Below are 22,880 nucleotides of genomic sequence, written 5' to 3'. Positions count from 1 at the left end.
GCCGCGTTCGGGACGGTCCGCGAATTCGTCATTTCCCGATGGATTCGCCCTCGTGGCCGTGTTCTCCTCGACGCCATGCGTCACACGAATCTCGCTCTTCTTCTTGCGGCCACGCTCCTCGGCTGCTCGCTCGATTCGCAGCCGACCCCTCCCACCACGAATCCGGACGCGGGTGGCGGCGGAAACGACGCCGGGCCCGAACCGATGGACGGGGGGACCGACGCCGAGCCGCCGCCCGATCCGGTGCCGCCCACGATGTTCGTGCCGACCGCCGCCGGGAAGGGCGGCGCCGCGGCCACGGTGGACCACCGCGGGACGTGGGCCGCGATCGAGGCGCTCAAGGCCGGCGGCAATGCGATCGACGCGGCCGTCGCCGCAGCCGCGACGCTCGGCGTGACCGATCCATTTTCGTGCGGCATCGGCGGCGGTGGGTTCATGCTCGTATGGCTCGCCGACAAGAAGCAGGCCGTGGTGATCGACCACCGCGAGACGACGCCGCAAGGAATGAAGCACACGGCGTATTACGAGAACGGCGCGCCCATTGTATTCAACGATCTGCTCACGAGCGGCCTCTCGGTCGGCGTGCCGGGCACGCTGCGCGGCTGGGACGAGGCGCTGCGTCGTTATGGAAAACTCCCGCTCGCCGACGCGCTGAAGCTCGCCATTTTCGTGGCCAAGAAGGGGTTCGACGTCGACGCGACGTTCTTCGATCAGACGACACGCAACATCGATCGATTCCGGCAGATCCAGAGCACACGCGCGCTCTTCTTGAACGCGGCCGGCGATCCCTTCCCGGTCGGCTCGATCTTCACGAACCCGGACCTCGCCGCGACGTACGAGCTCATCGCGAAGAACGGCCCGGCCGTGTTTTACGACGGCGACATCGGCAAGGACATCGTCTCGACCGTGACGAACCCGCCGTTCACGGCCGACGCGACGATCGTCTCTCGGCCGGGCTTCATGGCCCTGTCGGACCTCTCGGCGTACGAGGCGCGCGTGCGCCCCGCCGTGCAAACGACCTATCGCGGGCTCACGATCCTCGGGGTCGGATTGCCTTCGAGCGGCGGGCTCACCGCGGGCATGACGCTGAACCTGCTCGAAGGATTCGATCCGGCCTCGGTGAGCAAAGCGGATTTTTTGCATTTGTGGCTCGAAGCCTCCCGTCTCACGTATGCGGATCGAAATACCTTCATGGGCGATCCCGAGTACGTGAACGTGCCCGTGGAAGGAATGCTTTCCGCTGCATACACGGCCGAGCGGCGGGCGCTCATCGATGCGACGACGGCCTCCACCGAGGCCAAGCCCGCGGGCAATCCGTTCGCGCACCAGGTGGATCCGAGCGGCGCGAAAGCAAAGCCGCCGGCCTGGGTTCATGCCGGGGAGTCGCCCGCCGATCTCGATCCGGAGACCACGCACATCACGGTGGCGGATTCGTTCGGGAACTGGGTTTCGTACACCTGCACGATCGAATACGAGGGTGGCAATGGCATGGTCGTGCCGGGGCGCGGGTTCTTGCTGAACAACGAGCTCACCGATTTCAACATCCCGGCCACGCCGGACACGCCGCACCCGAACGTGCTCGAGCCAGGCAAGCGGCCACGCAGCAGCATGAGCCCGACGATCGTGCTCTCGAACGGCGCGCCCGTGCTCGCGATCGGCTCGCCCGGCGGCGCGACGATCATCACGACGGTGATGCAGATCCTCGTGAACCACCTCGATTTCAAGATGCCGATCGACGAGGCGCTGGCCGCGCCGCGCGTGTCGCAACGAAACGCGCCGAACGCCACGAGCAACGCCGAGCCGCTGTTCATGAGCTCGCCCGAGGCGACGGCGCTAGAGGCCAAGGGCCACGCGTTTTCGGATGCGGGCCTCATCGGCGCGGCGACGGCGATTCGTTTGAACGACGATGGCACGATGACCGCCGTCGCGGAGCCGGTGCGCCGCAATGGCGGGAGCGCGATGGTGGTGGAGCCGAAATAGGAAAACCCTCATCCCTGCCCCTCTCCCGCGCTGCGGGAGAGGGAGATGGGAATCAGGCTTCGGGGTCCTGCAAGAGATACCCCGCCATTTCATCGATCATCGGGATCACGTCCGGCTCGTGCGCCTCGGCGACCTTGCGGGCCGCTTCGAGCGCGCGTTTCGCCGTTTTCACGTCGTCTGTCGCCACGCAGAGCTGCGTCGTCGCCAGCAGGACGGGCAGGAGCGCGGCCGGATCCTCGGCCTGCTCGGCGGCCACGCGGGCGCGCGGCAGGAGCTCGCGCGCGCCTTCGATGTCGCCCACGGCGAGCGACGCCACGATCTTGTTCGAATAAAGCACGGCGCGCTGGGCCGGATCGTCGGTTTGTCGTTCCAGATCCTCGGCCGACATCGCCGCGAGCTGCTCCATCTCGAACGCCTGCGCGAGCCCGGCCCGCAGCCGCCCGAGGCCCTCGACGTGCGCGGGCAGGTTCGCCGCCTCGGCGTCCTTCTGCCCTTGATCGAGCACCGCGAGCGCCTCCTCCCCGCGCCCGAGGCTCGCGAGGGCCCGCGCTTCGAGCGCGCGCGACGGCGCGAGCAGGTCGGGCGTGGCCGAAAGCGACGGCTGGAGCGCTTTCACACGCGCGAGCGCAGCCTCGAATTGCCCCGCGCCGAGCTCGTTCGCGGCGAGCGACAGGACGCTCCGCGGATCGTCGATCCCTTCCTCGGACATGACAAACCTTTCTCGCGCCTTCAGCGCTCTTCCTTGGGCCGCTTTTCCGGCGGCAGGTAATGGGCCCCGAACCCCTTTTTTTCGAGCCAGGCCGAGAGCAACTCGCGCCGCTTCGGCTCCTCGAGCCCCGACTCTTCGAGGCCGAGATCGACGGCGATGCTCGCCACGAGCGAGCAACGATGCTCCCCGGGCGAAAGCTTCGCCTTCTCCGTCTCCTCCTTGCATACCCGGAACACCGCCTCGTACTTTTCGAGCGTGCCCTTGGCCTTCGCTTCCTTCGAGCAGCCGAGGGCGACGAGGGGCAAGGCGAGGACGAGCGCGGCAAACGCGCGCAGGGAGGGGTTTTTCATGAGGCCGGTGGTCCTGCCGTTCGGGCGGCAGGGCACCGTACACGAGGGCGAGGACGAACGGAAGGCGGGATCTAGAGCGCCGAACGGTTCGGCGCTCTGCGAGATCGCGAAGCGAGATCGCCTCGGGGGGTGAATCGGACGGGCTTTGCCCGGACGAGAGGGGGACGCGAGGCGTCCCCCTCGGGACGAAAGAAGGCTAGAGCATCGAGCGGTTGTCAAACCGATCGATGTTCTAGCCGCGGCGCAGGACGACGGCCGCCTGCGGCTCGAGGACGCGGAACGTGAACGACTCGGTCAGGAAGAGCTCGACCTTCTGTTTTTCGTGGTACGCGTATCCGATCGAGAGGTCCTGCCCGACCGTGAGCTCGAAATCGCCGCCGCGCACGGAGAGCAGCACCGCGCCGGAGAGCGCAGGCGCCCACACGACGGGGTGATCGATGATCTGCCGCTCGATACGCTTCAAGATCGGATACCCGTCGTCCGAGCCCGCCGCGAGCTCGTCGTATTCACGCGAGCCCGCCACGAGCACGTACGGACCCGTGACGCCGGCCGATCGGAGAACCTCCTTCGCCTGCACGACCGCGGCCGGGAACGCCGTGACCGTCGGAATACGCACGGGCGCGTGCGGGCTCTTCTGCACGATGCCGTGAATGTCGCCCTCGGCATAACCATGAAAAATGGCGCCGTCCTCGACCCGCGCAATCCGCTCGGCCGCCTCCACCACCGGAGACAGGTCGAGGTCGATCGCGCCGCGCGACGCAGCGTCGAGGTCCGCGAGGTCGAACACGATGGGCGTGCGCACCTCGAGGAGCGGCTGCGACTGGCGCTGGCCAATGGAGACGCCGGGCACGGGGCCCTCGCCGAGCGGACGGAGTCGGCCCGTATTGACCGAGGCGTACCCCCAGCCGAACGGCCCGCGGAAATCGACGAGCTTGCGCGCCGCGAGGCTCAACTGGAGCACGCGCCGCGCCTCCGCGTCGATGAGCGCGAGCGCCTCGGGCAGGACCGGAGCGAGGTCACGACGAAGCAGATCCAGGGCCACGATTCACCTCCCCCTCAAGCTGCCAATGCCGAGCCCACGACCCGAGCCACCTCGCTCGGGCAGCGATGCACCCGCGCCTTCGCTTTCGCCTCCGCCCCCTTCTTTTCCTTCCTCGCGCTCCTCGATCTCGGTGATCGGGACGTCCTTCAACAAATAGGTGCGGATATTCTTGTCAAATAACGAATCCTGCCGGCGGATCCATTCGAGGTTCATCATCGCGTGCTCGATCTCCTCGGCACGGTTGTGCAGGAGGACGGCCCGAAGCTCCGCGTCGTTCGTGACCTCGGCGCGTTGCGCGTACCAATCGATGGCCTCGAGCTCCTCGATGAGGGACCAGAGCGCTCGGTGCATGTCGCGAGCCGCTGGCGACAAGACGTCGTACGGCTCGTGGTAGGTCTCACTGCCCATGCCCTTCGGATGCCGGAGCCGGGCGCGAGTTGCGGAGCGTCGAGGGTGAAGGCCGTGCAGGCAGGCGCGGCCGGAGATCAGTAGTGGATGCGCGGTCCCTGCGCCTGGACCTGCCCGGCCCCCTGCTTCACCGCGTTCGCGAGCAGGAAGATCGAGACCGGCAGGAGCACGGCCGCGAGGATGTGCATGCCCATCGTGAGGATCTGCGAGAGCGTGAAGAGCGTCCCGAACCCCATGCCCGCGAAGCTCAGCGCAAAACTCATGAGCTGACGCAAGACCGAGGCGACCGTCATGAGCCCCCCCGCGCCCGCGAGGCAAAACCCCGCGAGGTCATGCACCTTCTTCACGGTGCCGAGCCCCACGACGACGAGGGCGACCCCGAGCAGCGTGAGCACGCCCGCGCTCGCGAGGCCGAGCAGGCTCATCCCGAGTCCGCTCATCCCGCCCATGCCCCACCGCCCTTCTGCTGCCGCGTTTCCGCGAGCTTGTACGACCCGAACGCGATCCCGCCGAAGAAGACCGTGCCCGTACCGAGCCAGATCACGGTGCCGATGGCGTGCATGGTCATGATCGCGTCGGGCGTCACCGTCATCGCGTCGAGGATGAGATCAAGCCCGAGGCCGAAGAGCCGCACGCCGCCAGCACCCGCGAAGATCAAACCCGCGTTCTGGTTCACCGGCCGCACGAGGACGAGCCCCAGCACGAGCACCGCGATGGCCACCAGGACGTGCACCCCGGTGGCGACGCCCCCGAGCACTGACAAAAGACCGCGTTCTGCAGGGTTCATCCATCCTCCCTCGCGCCGCTTGGCGCTCCCTCGACGAACGGGCCCGACAGTACACTTGTCCGGGACACACCGCGAGGGAAGAAGGCTCTCGACCGGACCGGCCCGAATTCATGCTACGACGCGCGCCGTGTCCCTCCCCGCCGGGCTCGCCGTCCTCGCGCTCGCCGTCCTGCTCGGCGGGATCGCCGCGATCTGGCGCGACCACGGGCAACGCGTCATGCCCGGCCTCGGGACGTTCGCGATGGTCGGCTCGGCCGCGATCGCGCTCCTGCACCTCTTGCCCGAGGCGATCGCCGATGCCGGTTGGTTGGCCCTCGCGGCCGCGGCGGCCGGCTTCCTCGTGCCGTTCCTGATCGAACGGCTCGTGCCGCAACGGAATGCGCACGCGCACGCGGACGGTCCCACGCTCGTGATGGGGTACGTCGCGGTGCTGCTGCACCAGGCCGGCGAGGGGACGGCCGTCGCGTCGCTCGCGCGCGCGGCCGAGCTTCACCCGACGATCGTGCTCGCGATCGCGGGGCACACGGTGCCGCTCGCGATGGTGGTTGCGATCCAGGCGCTCGACCACGTGTCAGGGCCGAAGAGCAAGGTCATCGCGGCGCTCACGCTCGCCGGCTGCGCGCTCTCGACCGTGGGCGGCGCGCTCTCGCTCGACCTCGTGGGCGAGGCGCGGATCACCTCGATCCGGCCGTGGCTCATCGCCGCGGTGGCGGGGCTGCTCCTGCACGCGCTCTCGCACACGCCGAAGAAGACGGGCGAGGAGACCACGCGGAGCCGGGTGACGGAGGTCGTGGCGGGGCTCGTGGGGCTCTCGCTCGCGCTCGTGAGCCTGGAGCACGACGGCTGGGTGCTCTACCTCGACTGGCCGCTCAAGGTCCTCGGCATCGTGGTGCTCGTCGCGGCCGTGGTCGCGAAGGGGCTCCTCAGTGGCGCGCGAACGGTCGCGGAACATCCGCTGCGATCGGACGGACGAGATCCTCGGGCTGGATGAGCCACGTCGGCTCGGGGACGTCCTCGAGCTCGTAAAAACCGCCGCAGAAGACCTCGTGCGGGCACGTCGCGCAGACGGGCTTTTTCACGCGCCGCTCGCGCAGGTACTCGAAGAGGTTCACCTCCTCGTTGTTCACGAAGAGCATGTGTCGCTCGAGCTTGAGCATGTCGCCGAGGAGGAACTCTTCGTAGCCGGGCATGAAGCAAAAGGGCAGATTGATGACCTGGATCTTCATGCGATCGCGGAAGTCGTCGATGACGCGCATCGTCTCCTTCGCCGCGACGCTCGTGTCCGGACAGACCGAGCTCGTCGCGCGGCCGAAGGGCGTGAGGAACTGGATGTTGAACCAGCGCAGGCCGAGATCGAAGACGAGCGCGGCGACGTCGTGCAGCTTCTTGTGGTTCGACTTCGTGATCGTGATGTTCGCGCCGAGCTCGACGCCGGGCGGCGCAAGGCGGACGAAGTTTTTCACGCCCGCGATGGTCTGATCGAAGGCCTCGGCGACGCCCACGTTCTGCGCGTGCGTCTGCGCGTCGGGGCCGTGGATGCTCGTGAGGATCGAGGTGACGCCGGAGTGGACGAGCTTCTTCGCGAACTCCTCGTAGCTCGACATGCGTGCGTTCGTGGTGACGTTGACGCGCTCGTAGCCGATGCGGCGGGCGAACTGCACGAGGCGGACGAGGTTCGGATTGAGCGTGGGCTCGCCGCCGTCGAAGTCGAGCAGCGTGACGCCGAGCTTTCGGTACTTCACGAGCAGCTCGCGTTGCCGATCGACGTCGCCGTCGAACTGCGTGCGCGTGCCGGTCGCGCAGAACGTGCAGCGGTTGTTGCACTTGTAGGTGACGTTCATGATCACCTTCTTCGGCCCCTGCGAGGCGCCGATGCGTTGATCGAACGTCCACTTGAAGCGGCGGAGGTCCTCCGCGGTGAAGGCGTCGGTCTCGATCGTGGGCGTTTGCTGGAAACGCGGGCCCCAGTCGTTCACGACGGGCAGCGCGCGACCCTTCTTCTTGGCCTCGGCGCCGAGGCGCGTGCCGGGCAGCGGCGTGGCGAACTGCACGCTTGGAAACGCGCCCGTCTCCTCGAAGAGGTCGAGCGCGAAGGCGAGCGTGCCGTTGATGTCGCGCTTCGTCTCGCCGGGCAAACCGATCATGAAGTGCACGAGCATCGGGAGCGAGACCTCGTGCGCGCGCTTCGCCGCTTCCTTGATGGCGCCGAGGTCGAGCTGCTTGTCCACGACCTCGTCGACGACGCGCTGCACGCCGCTCTCCGCGCTCACGCTGAGCGTGGTCATGCGGCCCTTCATGGCCTCGACGTGGCGCGGAAGGACGTAGTCGGCACGCACGCCGTTCGGGATCTCGAAGCGTAGATCGTGCTTTTCGAGGAGATCGAGCACCACGTCGAAGTGCCGCTCGTTCACGTTCACGAGCTCGTCGAGCAGGTGGACGCGACGCACGCCGCGCGCGGCGAGGTCGCCCAGGAGGCGGTCGAGGTAGGCGGGGCCGTAGCGGCGCTGGGTCTTCGGCCGGACGAGCTCGCCATCCTTGCGGGCCGTGGGGTTCGAGGAGCAGTGCACGCAGCGGTAGGGGCAGCCGCGGCTCGTGAGGATCGGCGCGCTCCTCCCGTCGATCGGGAAGGCCCAGTGAGGCCGGCCGAGGCCGCGGATCGTGGCCTCGTGGAAGGCGAAGTAGGCCGGCAGATCGACGAGGTCCCACGCGGGCAAGGGCAGGTCGTCGAGGCGCGGCGGCTCCTCGGGGACCAGGGCGAACGGTTCTTTCGGCCGGCCTTGTCGTACGAGATCGGAAAAAACCCGTGCGAGCACGCCTTCGGCCTCGTAGCGGATCAGGGCGGAGACCTCCGGATAGGCGGCGAGGATCTCGCTCGACGGGACGTCGACGACGTGCTGGCCGCTCTGGTAGAGGTCTGCCAAGACAAGGGGACGATCCGGACGATGCGCGGCGAGACCAGCGAGGAGCTTCCCAAGCAGATCGTCGCGCGAGGGCGGCCTGTGAAACGGCGTGTACGCGACGAGGACGGCGTCGCTCTCGTCGGAGACACGCGCGAGGACCTTGTCGAGCGGCGCGCCGAGCTGCACGTAGCCCGGGTCATCGTCGTGGCTCGCGAGCGTCGCGCCCTCCATCGCGAGCGCGTCGACGAGGTCGACCTCGAAGCCCGACGCGCGCAAGACGGCGGCGGCCTGGAGGGCGCCGAGGTCGGCGAAGTACGGGTAGTCGATGAAGTCGCGCGAGACGCGGATCGGAGGGAAGACGATCGCGATGCGGGACATCGGCCGTATCGTATAAGGGAAGGGCTCCGCATGGCGAAGGTTGTTTCCCCGAAAAAAGTGGCCGCTCTGTCCATCGCCCTCACCGCGGCGATCACGTCGTGGACCTCGCCTTCGAGCGCGCAACAAGGCCCGCGCGGCGGCCGGAGCACGACGGAGGCGGCGGCCGAGGCAAAGAAGGAAGAGGCCGGCGTGCGGACGCTCGGAACGAGCGGCCTCGAAGATCCGAACGACCCGACGTTACGCGTGGTGACGCCGGAGCGGCGAAGCAGTTTTACGTTTGGTCTCGCGATCGGCGCGTCGCTCGGCAGCACGGCGGGGTTCCCGAACGATCCGACGAAGATCGGCCTGCTCCGCTACTACACGGACACGGGGATCGGCGCGGGCTTCGGCGCGCGTGCGTGGGTGGGCGTGGCCTTGCGGGATTTCTTGACGTTCGGCCTGACGTTCGGGTCGCTCGGGATCGACGCGGGCGACAAGGTCATGTTCAGCGGGATGGTCGGGTTTCACACGGAGATCTTTCCGCTCTACTCGCTCGGCGGAGCACTGCGCGACCTCGGGCTGATGGTGGAGACGGGCGTGGGGACGGCGATCGTGACGCCGGCCGACGACCAGGACACGTTGCTCGTCGACGGAGGTTTGACCTCGGCGCTCGGGGCCGGGGTGTTTTTCGAGGGGTTCCGGTTCGGGTCGAAGGTCGGGATGGGGCCGTATCTCGCGTACGATTACATGTACGGCAATTCGATCCGCGGCGGGGCCTTCGTGCTCGGGTGGCGGACGGCGTTTTATCCGCGGCAGAAGTGAAGCGCGCCGGCGGGCTCAAACCCCGACGAACACCTCATCCCACTCCTCTTCGCCGAGCAACCATTCGAGCGCCTTCCTCCGCTCCAGAATGACGTTCGGCTGAACCTTACCCGGCAAGCTCATTCGTTTCCGCGCGGCGATCTCGATTCCGCGGTGCAAGCAGCGGGCGAGGTCGCAGGCGGCGAGGACCTCCTCGTGGCGGCGCAATCGGCTGCGCTTGCGCAAGGCGCGCACGTCGCGGGCGTCGTCGAGCTCGCCGAAGATCATCCCGAGCTCGGGGCCGCAGATGCGCGAAAAATCGAGGGCCCGGAAGAGCGAGGCCGACCAGCCGAGCGCCCAGAGCGCCTCCATGCGGTCGAGCAGGCCCGCAGGCACTTCCTCCGCGCGACCTTCGAGGACACGCGCCTCCGAGGGCGAGAGCGAGCCCGTGATGCCGATCTCGGACACCCACTCCAATGCGATCTCGGGCGGCATCCCGGAGGCGCAGGCGATCACCGCGTCGAGCGCGAGCATGCGATCGACGACCTCGTCCTTGTCCCGTAAAACTCCGCGGTCCGTGATCAGCGGCAAGCTCACGTCGACCGGATAGCCGAGCCGCCGCGCCATGAAGAGGGAGCGCTGGCGGATCATGCGCAACGCCTCGCCATCCAAGGGCGAATCCCCCGACGCGCGACCCCCGGGCGCCCTCATGGTCGAAAAACTCCGGATACGATTCGATCGTGCCCGCCGAGGTCTTTTTGGATTTCGATCTCCGTGAAACCCTGCGCGGCAAAAAGCTCGCTCACGTCGGGCGCCTGGCCGGACATCACCTCGACCGCGATCACGCCGCCCGGAGCGAGGTACCGCGGCGCCTCCGCGGCGATGCGCCGGAGCAGCACGAGCCCGTCCGCCCCGCCCGAGAGCGCGAGGTGCGGCTCGAAGCCGCGGATGTCCACCGCGAGCGTGTCGATCTCGGCCTCCGGGATGTACGGCGGGTTCGCCGTGATGAGGTCGAAGACGGCGCCGCGGCCTTCGAGCGCGGAGAAAAGGTCCGAGACGCCGATCGCACAGTTCGTGGCGCCGAGGCGCACGACGTTCTCCCGCGCGACGGTAACCGCATCCGGCGAAAGGTCGAGCCCGAGGACACACGTGGTCGGACGCTCACGCGCGAGCGAGATCGCGACGCAGCCGGAGCCCGTGCAGAGGTCGAGGACGCGCGCCGAGAGGTCGATGTGCCTCGTGCGCGCGAGCGCAACCTCGACGAGCGTCTCGGTGTCGGGGCGCGGGATGAGGACACGCCGATCGACGCGGAAAGGCCTGCCGTAGAACTCGCGTACGCCGAGCAGGTACGCGATCGGCTCACCGGCGCGGCGGCGCTGGTAGAGCTCGCGGTACTTGCCGAGCTCGGCCTTGTCGAGTGGGCGCTCGGCGTCGACGATGAGCTTGATGCGGTCGGTGCGAAGGACGTGGCAGAGTAAGAGCTCGGCATCGAGGCGCGCCGAGGAAAAACCTCGCTTCTTGAGGTCGTCCACCGCCCATGCGAGCACGCGACGGATCGTCCACGTCTCGCCCGGTGCCTCGGCGCGCGTCGCCGTCACGGGCAGCCGCCTGCCTCGGTCGCGCGGCGGATCGCGTCTGCGACCACGCCCTCGACCTCCGCCCGGATCTCGTCGCGCCGCTCGGGCGTGGCCGCCTCGAAGCGCAGCACGAGCACGGGCTGCGTGTTCGACGCGCGGCAGAGGCCCCACGCGCCCTCGCCGAAATCGAAGCGCCCGCCGTCGATGTCGAGCACGGGCCGCTTGCCGCGGTAGTGCGCGACGACGGCCGCGACGACGTCGAACTTGACCGCGTCCGGGCAATCCACGCGGATCTCCGGCGTGGCGAACGTCGACGGCACGTCGGCGAGCAGCTCGCGCAGCGTCTTGCCCTCGGAGGCGACGATCTCCACGAGGCGCACCGTCGCGTAGATCGCGTCGTCGAAGCCCGGCCAGCGGTCCGCGAAGAACATGTGGCCGCTCATCTCGCCTGCGAGGAGCGCGTGTTCTTCCTTCATCTTCGTCTTGATCAGCGAGTGCCCCGTCTTCCACACGATCGGCCGTCCGCCGTGCTTCGTGATGTCGGCGTAGAGCGTCTCGGAGCACTTCACCTCGCCGAGGATCGTGGCGCCGGGATGTTCGCGGAGCAGGGCGCGGGCGTAGAGCAGGAGCAGTTTGTCCCCCCAGACGACCTCGCCCGTCTCGTCGATCGCGCCGATGCGATCGCCGTCGCCGTCCCACGCGACGCCGAGCGTGGCGCCCGTGGCGAGCACGCGCTCGCGCAGCGCGGCGAGGTTCGCAGGGACCGTGGGGTCGGGGTGATGGTTCGGGAAGCGGCCGTCGATGTCGCAATAGAGCGCCTCGGGCGAGAGGCCGAGCGCGGAGAGCGTCGCGACGCCGAGCGGCCCGGCCGCGCCGTTGCCAGCGTCGACGACGAAACGAACGTCGGTGCGGGCGAGGCGGCTCGATCGGCGGACGGACGTGATGTACGCATCCTGGACGCTGGTCTCGCTGAGCTCGCCGCGCGCGGCGGGCGGCGCGGCGAGCGCGGCTTCTTGCTCGATGAGGTCGGCGAGGGCCTGGATGTCTTTGCCGTAGAACGAGCCCTTGCCGCGCATCATTTTGAAGCCGTTGTCGGGCGCGGGATTGTGGCTCGCGGTGATCATCACCGCGCCGTGCGTCTCCAGGTGATGCGCGGCGAAGTAGAGCATCGGCGTTGGTCCCACGCCGACGTAGATCACGTCGGCGCCGCCCGCGAGCAGGCCCTCGGTGAGCGCCGCGAAGAGGCGATCACTCGACAGGCGTCCGTCACGCGCGACGGCGACGCGCGGGGTCTCCACGTCCTTGCGAAGAACGAACGCAAAGGCGCGGCCGAGCTCGCGGGCGAGGTCGTCAGAGAGGTCGCGCTCGGCGACGCCGCGGATGTCGTACTCGCGGAAGATGTGGCGCGGAATCTTCATGAGGATGCCTACTCGCCGGCCGATTTGGCACGTCGGGCGAGGGAACGAAACCCCAAAGTTCGCCTGTGGCCGCGGCCGCTCGCTGCGCACACGCGCCGCACAGGTAGGGAACGCGGCTTGCACGTTCGCCGGGCGTGAACCGTGTCAGCGACCAGGATTTGAGGGCGAGGGGTACGACGATGATCCCCGTGGACGAACAGCGACGAGCGCTCGAGCACAGGCTGGAGCTGGCGAAGGAGCGCCTCGTCGCGGATCTCAGTCGTGTCTCGTCGATGCTGAAATCGAGCGCCGGCTCGATGCGCAAGAACATCGTGCGCGCCGCGGTCACGATCGGAGGGCTCTTGCTCCTCGGGATCGTGTCGGCCGTGGTGCGTCGGCGTCGGCGCCTCGCTTGGCGCCCGCTGTGAAGGAGGGCGAGCGATGAAGCAGGAGCGACCATCGAACGGAAACGGGCACGCGCTCGTGCGCGGCCCTTCGAGGATGCCGCCCGGCATCACGGAGCGTGAGCTGCCGCCGATCGCGCGGCCGCCGGCCGGCGTGGGGATGTCGACCGGAGAGGCGATCGCGGCCGTCGCGCGGGACACGATCGACGTGGCGACGGAGCTCGTGCGGGACGGCATCGCGCTCGGGAAACTCGAAGCGCAGCGCGCCGTGAGCGAGATGGTGCCGCGTGTGGTGTGGGGCCTCGTGGCCTTCATCTCCGGGGCCGCGGCGGCCGTGCTGGCGATCATCGCGGTGATGATCGGGCTCGGGGCGATCATCCCCTCGGTGGCGGGCAGGCTCGCGATCCTCGCGGGTGTGCTGTTCGTCGTCGCCTTCTTCGGCGCGGTGCGCGCGATGCGCTCGGGGCGGGTGAGCGAGACCGTGCCGATCAGCGCGACGGAGTCGCCGGTCCAGGAGGGCGTCCACAAGGCGGACCTGCCAGGCGTGACGCTCCCGGGCGAACCGGGCCGATCAAGGCCTATGATCGGACCGTAGCGACCTAGTCGATGTCGTTATACCCGACCGGCGGCTCGGCGAGTTTTGCGACCTTCGCGGCGCCGCGAAACACGTAATCCGAGTAGCTGTAGGGTCCGTCGGACCACACGAAAAAATCGTCTCGAAGCTCGCCGCCCGGGGCGCCGTCGAGGAGCTCCGGCGCGGCGAGGATCGGGCCTTCCTGGAAGACGGGCGCGGAGGCGTCGACCTCCTCGCCCGCTTCTTCCATCGCTTCGAGCGCGCCGCGATGCCGATCGGCGTCGAGCTCGTCGACGGGAAAGAGCTCCCAGTCGAGCAGGATGAGCTCGGGGTGCGGGGGCTCGTCCGCGGAGGCGTCGAAGGGCTCGTGTGTCGCGGGGGGCAGGCCCGTCTCGGCGAGCACGGCGCGCAGGGCTTGTTTGTAGCGCTCGGCGTCCTCGCCCGGCGTCCAGAAGGCGCGGAAGACGGCGCAGATCTCGTCCGCCGTGGCCGAGCGCCAGAGCGAGGGATCACGCGAGGCGATCTCGAGCCCCTTCTCGCGGCTGCGACGCGCGGCGAAGGCCTGGGCGTGCGGGGCGAAGGCGGGGAGATCGGCGAGGGCGCGATCAACGGTCCAGTGGATGCGATGATCGACCTCGCGGACGTAGCGGTGTTTGCCGAGGGCGCGGAGGAGGCGCTCGATCTCTTCGAGCGTGCGCGCGGAGAAGGACCAGGCGAGCATCATGGGAGCCTCTGCTTCAGTCGTTGCACGAGCTGCGCGCGCCGATCTTCGTCGCGCCCACGTCGACGGTGCAGCGCGTGATGCACGCGTCGAGCATGGGGGACTTCGTGTCGACGCACATCTTCTGGCAGGCGTTGCGGAGCGCGGCCTTCATGACCGGGCCCTTCTCGCCCTCGCCGTGGGCCGTGCCCTTGAACGTCCCCGCGCCGGCGGTGATCTCGGTCGTGCACTCGACGCCACGCTTGCAGCCGGCGAGGAGCGCGAGGACGAGCGGCAGCGCGAGGAGGAGGAGGCGAGGGTTCTTCTCGAAGGCCTTCCGGTTCACGGCGCGGAAGATAGCGCAGGATGCGGACGAGCAGGAGCGAGGCGCGTGATGATAGGAGTGCGGGACCTTCATGGACCTCGCCCTCTGCATCTCGCTCACCCCGAAGGACACCTCGCACCTCGGGGACGAGGATCTGGCCGAGCTCGACAGCCCGGAGCTTCGGGACGCGGTCGTTCGGTCGCTCGAACGGCTCGGCAGCGTACGCGTGTGGGACACCACGACCCTCTCGCCGAAGGAGATCGCCGCGGAGCGCCGGCCCGATCTGATCTTCAACCTCTCCGAGGGGATCTACGGCACCGGCCGTGAAGCCCAGGCCCCTGCCCTCTTCGAATGGCTGCAATGGCCGTACGTGGGCAGCGATCCGGTGACGCTCGGAATCACGCACGACAAGTGGTACACGAAATGTATCCTCGACCGCGCGGGCATTCCGACGCCGCGCGCGGCGGTGATTCATCGCCCGCTCGATCGCGCGCTCGGCCTTGCTTTTCCGGTGATCGCGAAGCCCGTGGCGGAAGGGGCGGGCAAAGGGATTTACGATGCGAACGTGGTCGACGACGACGCGGCGCTCGCGGGGATCGTGAGCACGTACCTCGATCGATATCGCCAGCCATTGCTCGTCGAGGAATTCTTGCCGGGCAGGGAGTTCACGGCCGCGGTGATCGGCAATCGGGGATCGTTCGAGGTGCTGCCGCTCGTGGAGATCGATTTCACCGCCATTCCGCGGAGCCCGCGGCGCGTGTACGGCTACGACGCGAAGTTCACGTGGCACAGCACGAAGCACATGCTCTGCCCGGCGCAGGTCGACAGCGGGCTCCAGCGTGAAATCGAGTCTCTCGCGATCGGCACGTGCGAGGCGCTCGGGATCCGCGACTGGGCGCGGGTGGATTTGCGGCTCGACGGCGCGGGAAAACCGTACGTGCTGGAGGTCAACCCGCTGCCGGGGATTTACCCGGAGCTCGATTACATTTCGTGCTTCACGAAATCGGCGTATGCCGCGGGGATGACGTTCGAGGGGCTGGTGGAGCGGCTCGTGCGGACGGCGATGGAGCGGTATCGGTCGGATTGGTTCTTGCCGCACAGGGTGGGACGGCGGCGAGAGGATGGATGATGGCGGTGGTGCGTGGGTGTGGCGCGAGGCGCCTCGTCCAGCGTGTGGGGAGTGCCTTGCGCTGGCGCAACGGCCGGTAGGCCATCTGCATGGCGTGTCTTGCGCTGACGCAAACACCTTCCGGCGCTCGCCAGGACCTCTCTTGCGCTGACGCAAATACCTTCCGGCGCTCGCCAGGAGCCCTCTTGCGCTGACGCAAATACCTTCCGGCGCTCGCCAGGACCCCTCTTGCGCCGGCGCAAACACCTTCCGGCACTCGCCAGGACCCCTCTTGCGCCGGCGCAAACACCTTCCGGCACTCGCCAGGACCCCTCTTGCGCCGACGCAAGCACCTTCCGGCACTCGCCAGGACCCCTCTTGCGCCGGCGCAAACACCTTCCGGCACTCGCCAGGACCCCTCTTGCGCCGACGCAAGCACCACCGCGCAGGCGCGACCGCTCGATTTGCGCTTGATCGCACGCTGTTCATTGGGTAGGTCACATTCTCGATGGTGGGCACACCTACCTGCGGGGGGGCGGAGGGGTGAACGTTCCACGTCTCATCATCCGGGCGTTCGCTCTGGCGTGCGGCGGTCTCCTCGCGTTCGCGACGCCGGCGGAGGCGTACGAGCTCAGCGGTGGCGTGGGCCTGGGAGGGATCCTCGTCGGGACCCTGCCGCGCTTCGCGGTGAGCCCGCACGTGGCGCTCGCGTGGCGCCGGGAGAGTGGTTTCTCGTTTGGCGTGGACGATCTTTGCAGCATCCTGCCCGGAACGGGCAGGCTCGGGGTCGGGGTGTACAACCAGACGTCCGTTGCCTTCGGGTACGCGTGGAAGGATGGCGAGGTCCGGATAGGGCCTTCGTTCTCGCTCTACTCGATGCCGGCGTGCGGGGTGGCGTTGTGCGGGCGCGTCGTGGGTTTGGCGCCGGGTGGGCATGCGCTGGCGAACGTCTACTTCGCCGGTCCCGTCGGGGTGTCGGTCAGCGCGAACGTGGATTGGGTGGGTGGGCAGAGTGCCGTGCTTCCAGGGGGCTGGGCGGCGATGTTCGTGGCGGGCCCTGTGTTTCGATGGAGGTCGAAGTGAATAAGACGAGAGGATATCTGGGGATTGCGGCCGTCCTGGGCTCGTGCTTCATGGCGTGCAACTACACGGACGGGGAGTGTTTTCCCCGGGAGGAGCTGTACGAGACGGTGGGGGCGGGGGGCGGGCCGATCGTCCCAACCGGGGTGGGCGCAGGCGGGTATGGGCAGGTGCCGTTCAAGCCGCAGAGCGTGGATCCGGATCAGGAGCCCGTGTGCAACATCATCTCGGGTGGGCCGTGTGATGACAAGTGTCAGGCGCAGTATGATGCCGACTCCATCGAATGCGCCAAGATCGCGGACGACGCACAGCGGAGGGCTTGTCAGGATACGGCGCATGCGAAGTACAAGGCGTGCCAGGACAATTGCGAGCACGGAGCCATCATCACATGCCACGACAAATATATGTGGTGCATCGAGCATGCTCCCTTTCACCCGTGCATGCACACGATACCCAAAACGAGCGATACAGTCTGCAGGTTCTGCCAGAAAGAGTGCGAACGCGGGGCGTACCCATCATCAGATTGCCGGGCTTGTGGGTTCTGAGCGTGCCATGACCCTCCACATCGCTACCTCCGACGCTGTCGCGCGTGTTGTTCGCCGCGGGATGCGCCTCCCTGTGAACGTGGTCGCCGACGGCTGGCTCGTAGGTCCCTGCGTTCGGGATCTCCAGGACCAGATGCGCATGCGCGCGGATTACTGGGAGTACCGAGGGACGGATCGCCGGAAGTTTCTCGTCCCTTACCGCCGGGCCCTCGATGCGCTCGCCGCGGATGAGCCGGTCGTCATCTGGACGTCTCCCTCGTGGGACGACCGGGTCGCGCTCTGGGCGCTTTGCTTCCAGCGGCTTCAGCACAGGCCCACCGAGCCCGATCTTTCGCTCGTCGTCGTGGGAGAGCACGAGGAGCGGAAGCCGCCCATCACGTTCGGCATCGGTTATGTCAGCCTGAAGCCCGCGATGGCGCGTCGCGCGTGGGAGACAATGCGTTCTCTCTCCCTACGCGAGGTCCGCGAAAAGGCGCTCTTCTGGAAGAAGCTCACGGCTCCTTCGCCAATCCTCTCCGGAAACCCCCCCCGCGAGACACGATCACGCAAGGAGTTCTTTGAACTCGGCGCCTACCAAGCGGGCTTTTTCCCCCGGCTGAGCGAGCGCGGGCTTTCGCTCTCGACCGTCGATACCCTCATGCTCGATCTGGTCGATGACACGCCCAGGACCCCCGCACGCATTTTCATGCGCGAGGGGGCGAAGGGCGATGTATTCCGCCAGTGGTTCGACCTCACCGGAGACGTCATCCACTTCAAGCGCATCGTCCAATGGGCGACGCACGAGCCCGCCGCGCTCATCGCCGATCTTCACGGACAGCCGCACATGTGGCGGGCGCTCTACTCGCTCACCGCCCACGGCCGCTCCCTCCTCCACGACGGCCTCACCTCCCTCGACCAAGCCCCCCCATTCCCCATCTGGGGCGTCACGGCCTACGATCGGAAGGATCCCTGGGTCGTCGTGGAAGAAGCCGGAGGGCGACCCCATCTCCGGCGGCTCGGAGAAGGCTGACGGGCAAGAGCTCCCGTCTACCCTCCGATCGCCGCGCCCCCGCCCTCCCCACCCGCCCGAAAAGGAAGCGCTACCCGCATGAAAAAGCTTACCGAACCGCTGCGATTCCCCCCGACCCGACGTGATCCGGAAAGCGGCTTCACCGTGCACGGCAGGCGCTTCGACGATCCGTACGCCTGGCTCGAACGGCTCGACGACGCGGAGACCCAAGGCTTCCTCGCCGCGCAAGAGGCCATCACGCGCGGCGTGCTCGGCGTGGTGCCGGGGCGCGACTGGCTCAGGGACGCGGTCGCCCGCTCCGCGCGGTATGCGCGACGCTCGCCGCCGATTCGTACGGGCTCGAACGGTCGCGAGTTCGTCTGGCAGGCCGACGCAGACGACGAGAAGCCGAAGCTCCTCTTGCGGCGTGAACGAGGCGCGCCGCTCGAAACGGTGCTCGACCCGAATACGTGGGCGAGCGACGAGGCGCTGGTGTTCGCGGTGCCCTCGCCCGACGGCACGCGGGTCGCGTTCGGGAAGGCCGTGGGGAGCACGCACGAGGCGGTGATTCACGTGCTCGACGTCGAGACGGGGCGTGTGCTTCCGGATCGGCCTCGCGGGACGGGCCATGCGTCGCTGGCCTGGCGACCCGATGGATCCGGCTTCTTTTATTCAGCGTGTCCCGACCCGGGCGAGGTGCCCGCGGGCGACGAGGCGCACTGGAATGCCATTTACGAGCACCGGATCGGATCGAACACGCCGGCGCGCCGGGTCTTCGGGGACGAGCACAACAAGGAATACTGGTGCTCGGTCAAGGTCAGCGAGTGCGGCCGCTTCGCCGTGCTTTACAAATGGGATTACGTGCACGCGAGCGTGGTCTACCTGCTCAGGCTCGCCGACGACGCGCTCTTGCCGGTGGCGCCCGTCATGCGGTCGCTCAACCAGGTGCAGGTGATCGGGGATTCGCTGCTGATCCATACCGATCTCGATGCGCCACGCGGCCGCGCTTGTATTGCGTCGCTGGCGGCGCCGACGGAGTGGCGGACGCTGATCCCCGAGAACGAGGACACGCTGCAGACCGTCGCGGGCGTCTCCGGCCGGATTTATGCGGTCTATTGCCACGCGGCGTCCCATCGCGTCCGGATTCACGCCGAGGACGGCGCCTACCTCCGCGACCTCGTGCTGCCGGCGCTCGGCTCGGTCAATCGGAATGACGGGGAAGGCGTCGTCAGCGGCGTCAGCGGCGCCTGGAAGGGCGACGAGGTGTGGGTGAGCTTCGAGTCGTACGTGCAGCCGCCCTCCCATTATCGGTACGATTACGCGTCGGACCGCCTGACGCCGTACCACGTGCCCGACGTCGGGCTCGACCCCGCGGCGTACGTGACGGATCAGGTCTGGTACGAATCAGCCGACGGCACGCGGGTGTCGATGTTCATCATCCACCGGAAGGATCTGCCGCGCGACGGGCGCATGCCGGTGCGGCTGAGCGGCTACGGAGGATTCAACATCTCACTCCAGCCGCGCTTTTCGGCCGTCACCGCCGCATGGCTGAAGCTCGGCGGCGTGCTCGCGTTCGCGAACGTGCGAGGCGGCGGCGAATATGGCCGCGCCTGGCACGAGGCCGCCGTCAAAACGCGGCGGCAAAACGCCTTCGACGATTACATCGCCGCGGCGCGTTTCCTCGTGTCGGCAGGGTACACGACGCCCTCCCGGCTCGCGTCGCGCGGCAACAGCAACGGCGGCGTGCTCGTCGCCGTCACCGCGATGCAAGCGCCCGAGGCGTTCGGCGCCGTGTTCTGCCGCGCGCCGACCCTCGACATGCTGCAATTTCCGAAATTCGGCTTCATGAGCTCGGCGACCGTCGAATACGGATCGCCCGACGATCCCGTCGAAGGCGCCTACCTCGCCGGGTATTCGCCGTATCACAACGTTCGAGCCGACCGCCGGTACCCCGTGATCGCATTTGTCCCGGCCCTCAACGATCGGATCGCGCCGCCGTACGATCCCTTGAAAATGGTCGCACGGCTTCAGGCGGAAAACACAGTCGGCGGGCCCTATTTGCTGCTTCCGCTCCGGGGCTCGGGACACGGCGGCGGCACCACGCTGACGGCGCTCATCGAGCAGGACGTCGATGAACTTTGCTTCTATTGCTGGGCGCTCGACGTCGCGCCGCCCGCGACGGGCGCGGCGGGCGCAGGGGGTGGAGCGGAGGCAGGCGCAGCGGGCGCGGGTTGAGCCGGCGCCTGCTCGCCAATCGGCAAGCCACTGCCCTTCGTCCGCCACCCGCCCCCGAAAAACCCGAGCGATCCATCCGATTGCCGCATCGTCACCGGCGGCGCCCAATAACTGTTCGGCGGCGGCACTTCCCAGCGACCACGACGCCACACCCAGCGCCGTCGCTCCCACGTCCACTCGCCGTCGATCCAGACCTCTTGTTTGCCCGGCCGCGGCGGCACGATCTCCACGCGCGCGGCCGGCGGCGGGTACGGCACGAGCACGGGCGCCTCACGCACGTGCGGGCCGATCTCGGGCAGCGGGATCGGCGAACCGCCGCAGCCCACGAGCCCGAGGAACGCGACGAGGATCAGCTCCCGGCCCATCCGAAAAACGCCTCGACGGCCGCGCGGCCGAAGAAAAGGTACTCCAGCGTCGCGAGCGCCAAAAACGGCCCGAACGCGACACGCGCCTGACCGAGCCCCTCGCCCGCCTCCTCCGCGAGCGGATCCTCGGCGAGCTCTTTTTCCGCCTCGGCCCGCTCCTCCGGCGTCATCGCCGCAAGCTCCTTCCGGATCTCCTCGCGCTCGAGCCGCACCGCCTCAGGCTCCTCGATCTTGCCACGCACCGCGAGCACGCCGATCGCCGCGAACGTGCCCTGCACCGCGCCCGCGCAGAGCACCACGAGCGCGCCTCCCCAGCCGAACCACGCGCCCGCCAGCATGAGAAGCTTCGCGTCGCCGAGCCCCATGCCCACCCCGCCGCGCAAACGCGGGTAGATCACGATGAACGGCAGCCACACGACGGCAAACCCCACGGCCGCGCCGATCAGCGAGTCCACGAACGAGAGGTCGCGCAGCGAGGCTGTCGCGAGGCCGAGCACCGCGCCGCCAAGCGTGATCTCGTCGGGCAGGATCATGTGCTCGAGGTCGATGAACGCCGCCGCGACGAGGCCAAGCGCGAGCGCGAGCGCGGCGATGTAGATGGCCCCGGCGCGCGCGAGCGAGGTCGTGGGATCGAGCGGCGCGAGGATCACGTGCACGATCGCCACCGAGAGCAGGCCGCCGATCGCCTCGACGAGCGGGTAACGCGGCGAGACGGGAGCGCCGCAGCAGCGCGCTTTGCCGCGGAGAAACAGCCATCCGAAGACGGGGATGTTGTCCCAGGGGCGGATCGGCGTCTCACACGCGGGGCAACGCGAGGCGGGGCGGACGACGCTCATCCCGCGGGGAACGCGGTAAATCACGACGTTCAGGAAGCTGCCCCAGAGCAGGCCGAAGACCAGCGCGAAGCCGTAGAGGAACGAGGGGGGCAGATCGCCGAGCATCAGCACGAGAGCCGGGAGCATAGCGCGAGGCTTTGCCGTGGCGCGCCGTGTCTGGCATAAACCGCCGTCCCCGCATGAAAATCCCGGGAAACGAGACCCTCCTCGCGCTCCTCGGCGCCCTCGCCGCCCTCGCAGGCTGCACCTCGGGCGGAGGCGGCTCCACGGGCGGCGCGGACGGCGGGCCCGCCGTCGTGCTCTCGCCGAAAGGCAAGGTGCTCGAAGCCGCCGAGAACCAGGCCGACCCGGACGCAGGCGCCTCGAAGGCCGAGGCCGCGAAGAGCGAACGCGTGGACATCCCCGCCGGCACGCTCGTCGCCGGCTCGACCCCGGGCGACAAAGGCCGCGATCCCGTGCTCGAACCCGCCGAGCTCGAGGTGAAGCTCGGCGCCTACGCGATCGATCGTTACCTCTACCCGAACGACCCGACGAAGCCGCCGCTCACGGGCGTGTCCCGCGCGAAGGCGGCCGAGCTCTGCGAGCAAGCGGGCGGGCGGCTTTGCACGGAGCTCGAATGGGAGCGTGCCTGCAAGGGGCCCGAGGGGACGACGTTCGCGGGCAGCGCGTCGTGGGATGCAAAATGCGCGAAGGAGCCGGCCTCGTGCGCGTCGGGGTTCGGCGTGCTCGGGATGGGCGCGGCGTACCGGGAATGGACGGCGAGCGAGGTCTTGCCGATCGAGGACATGCAGCCACGCGCGGCGGCCGTGCGCGGGGCGCGCGGGAGCGCGGTCGGGCCGGATCATCGGTGCGCGCATCGGACCGCGATCGATCCGGGCGCGAGCGCGGAGGACCTCGGCTTCCGGTGCTGTCGCGGCGCGCCGAACGCGGCCACGATCCCGTCGCCGCAATGGGAGCAGACCTACCGGCGCGTGGAGCTGCCGGCGAAGGAGCTCGCGGAGATGCTCGCCTCGGTGCCGGCGCTCTCCACGCTCGACCGGGAGATCACGTATTTCAAGGAGCCGGACGATGTGAACGTGGTGCTCGCGCGGGGCGACGCGGGCGCGCCGCCGGCGAACACGGTGCTGACGACGTCGCCCTTGCTCTGGAATCCGGTGCCCGGCGAGCAGATCGTGGTGCTCGCGGGCCGCGCCGCGAAGGATTCGTTCGTCGTGGCGTTTTATCGATTGCCGGGGGATCGATACCGCATCGCCTCGACGCTCGTGCTGAAAGACGAAAAGGGGCCGATTGCGCTCGGCTTCAATGGTTACGTGCGCAAACGTTTGTCGTGGGCGACGTGCTGGGATTGTCGCGGGGAATCGGGGAACGTGACCTACCGCGACGACGGGCGCGTCGTGATCACGCAGAAGTGA

General features: G+C 68.4%; 26 protein-coding genes. 12 read left to right on the top strand and 14 right to left on the bottom strand.

What is annotated here, in order from left to right:
* Positions 1-75 precede the first annotated feature (75 nt).
* Positions 76-1,980 (top strand): gamma-glutamyltransferase, encoded by a 1,905-nt coding sequence (ggt, locus tag KEG38_RS12110; RefSeq protein WP_272419528.1) that lies wholly within the window; start codon positions 76-78, stop codon positions 1,978-1,980.
* A gap of 52 nt (positions 1,981-2,032) precedes the next feature.
* On the opposite strand, the gene KEG38_RS12105 is transcribed toward ggt, so the two are convergent.
* Positions 2,033-2,689: a hypothetical protein gene (locus KEG38_RS12105; protein ID WP_272419527.1), complete on the bottom strand. Its 657-nt coding sequence runs from the start codon at positions 2,687-2,689 to the stop codon at positions 2,033-2,035.
* A 20-nt stretch (positions 2,690-2,709) separates the two neighbouring features.
* Positions 2,710-3,039, bottom strand: coding sequence for a hypothetical protein (locus tag KEG38_RS12100; RefSeq protein WP_272419526.1), 330 nt, complete (start codon positions 3,037-3,039; stop codon positions 2,710-2,712).
* On the opposite strand from KEG38_RS12100, the gene KEG38_RS12095 reads away from it, so the two are divergent.
* Complete coding sequence (locus KEG38_RS12095) at positions 3,038-3,172, top strand: hypothetical protein (protein WP_272419525.1); 135 nt, start codon at positions 3,038-3,040, stop codon at positions 3,170-3,172. The genes KEG38_RS12100 and KEG38_RS12095 overlap by 2 nt on opposite strands.
* A 99-nt stretch (positions 3,173-3,271) precedes the next feature.
* On the opposite strand, the gene KEG38_RS12090 is transcribed toward KEG38_RS12095, so the two are convergent.
* The 4 genes from KEG38_RS12090 to KEG38_RS12075 all read right to left on the bottom strand — a co-directional run bounded on the left by KEG38_RS12090 (position 3,272) and on the right by KEG38_RS12075 (position 5,276).
* A complete protein-coding gene (locus tag KEG38_RS12090; RefSeq protein ID WP_272419524.1) occupies positions 3,272-4,081 on the bottom strand; it encodes a family 1 encapsulin nanocompartment shell protein in 810 nt (269 codons plus the stop codon).
* Positions 4,082-4,084: 3 nt separating this feature from the next.
* Positions 4,085-4,489 (bottom strand): encapsulin-associated ferritin-like protein, encoded by a 405-nt coding sequence (locus KEG38_RS12085; RefSeq protein WP_272419523.1) that lies wholly within the window; start codon positions 4,487-4,489, stop codon positions 4,085-4,087.
* A gap of 77 nt (positions 4,490-4,566) precedes the next feature.
* Positions 4,567-4,929, bottom strand: a complete 363-nt coding sequence (locus KEG38_RS12080) for a hypothetical protein (RefSeq protein ID WP_272419522.1) — start codon at positions 4,927-4,929, stop codon at positions 4,567-4,569.
* Positions 4,926-5,276: a hypothetical protein gene (locus KEG38_RS12075; RefSeq protein ID WP_272419521.1), complete on the bottom strand. Its 351-nt coding sequence runs from the start codon at positions 5,274-5,276 to the stop codon at positions 4,926-4,928. Before KEG38_RS12075 ends, KEG38_RS12080 begins: the two co-directional genes overlap by 4 nt.
* A gap of 127 nt (positions 5,277-5,403) precedes the next feature.
* Between KEG38_RS12075 and KEG38_RS12070 the strand changes: the two genes are divergently transcribed.
* Positions 5,404-6,267: a ZIP family metal transporter gene (locus KEG38_RS12070; protein ID WP_272419520.1), complete on the top strand. Its 864-nt coding sequence runs from the start codon at positions 5,404-5,406 to the stop codon at positions 6,265-6,267.
* Here the strand turns inward: KEG38_RS12070 and KEG38_RS12065 are convergent.
* Complete coding sequence (locus KEG38_RS12065; RefSeq protein ID WP_272419518.1) at positions 6,200-8,554, bottom strand: radical SAM protein; 2,355 nt, start codon at positions 8,552-8,554, stop codon at positions 6,200-6,202. The two genes, KEG38_RS12070 and KEG38_RS12065, sit on opposite strands and share 68 nt — an antisense overlap.
* A gap of 30 nt (positions 8,555-8,584) precedes the next feature.
* Between KEG38_RS12065 and KEG38_RS12060 the strand changes: the two genes are divergently transcribed.
* Positions 8,585-9,355, top strand: coding sequence for a hypothetical protein (locus KEG38_RS12060; protein ID WP_272419517.1), 771 nt, complete (start codon positions 8,585-8,587; stop codon positions 9,353-9,355).
* A 15-nt stretch (positions 9,356-9,370) separates the two neighbouring features.
* Here KEG38_RS12060 and KEG38_RS12055 read toward each other — a convergent pair whose 3' ends face one another.
* From KEG38_RS12055 to KEG38_RS12045, 3 genes are read right to left on the bottom strand one after another with little or no spacing between them, the layout of a single operon-like run.
* Positions 9,371-9,985, bottom strand: a complete 615-nt coding sequence (locus tag KEG38_RS12055; RefSeq protein ID WP_272419516.1) for a DUF4272 domain-containing protein — start codon at positions 9,983-9,985, stop codon at positions 9,371-9,373.
* Between the two features lie 56 nt (positions 9,986-10,041).
* Positions 10,042-10,932: a peptide chain release factor N(5)-glutamine methyltransferase gene (prmC, locus tag KEG38_RS12050; RefSeq protein ID WP_272419515.1), complete on the bottom strand. Its 891-nt coding sequence runs from the start codon at positions 10,930-10,932 to the stop codon at positions 10,042-10,044.
* Positions 10,929-12,329 (bottom strand): phosphomannomutase/phosphoglucomutase, encoded by a 1,401-nt coding sequence (locus tag KEG38_RS12045; RefSeq protein ID WP_272419513.1) that lies wholly within the window; start codon positions 12,327-12,329, stop codon positions 10,929-10,931. The genes prmC and KEG38_RS12045 overlap by 4 nt, the downstream gene beginning before the upstream one ends.
* A 188-nt stretch (positions 12,330-12,517) precedes the next feature.
* On the opposite strand from KEG38_RS12045, the gene KEG38_RS12040 reads away from it, so the two are divergent.
* Both KEG38_RS12040 and KEG38_RS12035 read left to right on the top strand, forming a co-directional pair.
* Entirely contained in the window at positions 12,518-12,736 is a 219-nt protein-coding gene (locus KEG38_RS12040) for a hypothetical protein (protein ID WP_272419512.1), read from the top strand.
* A 13-nt stretch (positions 12,737-12,749) separates the two neighbouring features.
* Positions 12,750-13,307: a phage holin family protein gene (locus KEG38_RS12035; protein WP_272419511.1), complete on the top strand. Its 558-nt coding sequence runs from the start codon at positions 12,750-12,752 to the stop codon at positions 13,305-13,307.
* Positions 13,308-13,311: 4 nt separating this feature from the next.
* Here the strand turns inward: KEG38_RS12035 and KEG38_RS12030 are convergent, their stop codons facing one another.
* Positions 13,312-14,010, bottom strand: coding sequence for a hypothetical protein (locus tag KEG38_RS12030; protein ID WP_272419509.1), 699 nt, complete (start codon positions 14,008-14,010; stop codon positions 13,312-13,314).
* Between the two features lie 13 nt (positions 14,011-14,023).
* Positions 14,024-14,332 (bottom strand): hypothetical protein, encoded by a 309-nt coding sequence (locus tag KEG38_RS12025; RefSeq protein WP_272419507.1) that lies wholly within the window; start codon positions 14,330-14,332, stop codon positions 14,024-14,026.
* A gap of 70 nt (positions 14,333-14,402) precedes the next feature.
* Between KEG38_RS12025 and KEG38_RS12020 the strand changes: the two genes are divergently transcribed.
* The 5 genes from KEG38_RS12020 to KEG38_RS12000 all read left to right on the top strand — a co-directional run bounded on the left by KEG38_RS12020 (position 14,403) and on the right by KEG38_RS12000 (position 20,267).
* A complete protein-coding gene (locus tag KEG38_RS12020) occupies positions 14,403-15,440 on the top strand; it encodes a D-alanine--D-alanine ligase family protein (protein ID WP_272419506.1) in 1,038 nt (345 codons plus the stop codon).
* A gap of 522 nt (positions 15,441-15,962) precedes the next feature.
* Positions 15,963-16,502, top strand: coding sequence for a hypothetical protein (locus KEG38_RS12015; protein ID WP_272419504.1), 540 nt, complete (start codon positions 15,963-15,965; stop codon positions 16,500-16,502).
* Complete coding sequence (locus KEG38_RS12010) at positions 16,499-17,044, top strand: hypothetical protein (protein ID WP_272419503.1); 546 nt, start codon at positions 16,499-16,501, stop codon at positions 17,042-17,044. The genes KEG38_RS12015 and KEG38_RS12010 overlap by 4 nt, the downstream gene beginning before the upstream one ends.
* A gap of 61 nt (positions 17,045-17,105) precedes the next feature.
* Positions 17,106-18,053 carry a hypothetical protein gene (locus tag KEG38_RS12005; protein WP_272419502.1) on the top strand — a complete coding sequence of 316 codons (948 nt, stop codon included), beginning with the start codon at positions 17,106-17,108 and terminating at the stop codon, positions 18,051-18,053.
* Between the two features lie 78 nt (positions 18,054-18,131).
* Positions 18,132-20,267 (top strand): prolyl oligopeptidase family serine peptidase, encoded by a 2,136-nt coding sequence (locus KEG38_RS12000; protein ID WP_272419501.1) that lies wholly within the window; start codon positions 18,132-18,134, stop codon positions 20,265-20,267.
* On the opposite strand, the gene KEG38_RS11995 is transcribed toward KEG38_RS12000, so the two are convergent.
* The gene (locus KEG38_RS11995; protein WP_272419500.1) at positions 20,177-20,632 is read right to left on the bottom strand and encodes a hypothetical protein; all 456 of its coding nucleotides are present in this window, start codon (positions 20,630-20,632) and stop codon (positions 20,177-20,179) included. The two genes, KEG38_RS12000 and KEG38_RS11995, sit on opposite strands and share 91 nt — an antisense overlap.
* On the bottom strand, positions 20,617-21,594 hold the full coding sequence (locus KEG38_RS11990; RefSeq protein ID WP_272419499.1) for a prepilin peptidase: 978 nt from the start codon (positions 21,592-21,594) through the stop codon (positions 20,617-20,619). The genes KEG38_RS11995 and KEG38_RS11990 overlap by 16 nt, the downstream gene beginning before the upstream one ends.
* Before the next feature lie 53 nt (positions 21,595-21,647).
* Between KEG38_RS11990 and KEG38_RS11985 the strand changes: the two genes are divergently transcribed.
* Complete coding sequence (locus tag KEG38_RS11985; RefSeq protein WP_272419497.1) at positions 21,648-22,880, top strand: formylglycine-generating enzyme family protein; 1,233 nt, start codon at positions 21,648-21,650, stop codon at positions 22,878-22,880.

This window comes from Polyangium jinanense (genome assembly GCF_028435265.1).
GTDB classification, from domain to species: Bacteria; Myxococcota_A; Polyangia; order Polyangiales; family Polyangiaceae; genus Polyangium; species Polyangium jinanense.
This window is presented reverse-complemented; position numbering and strand designations above follow the sequence as displayed.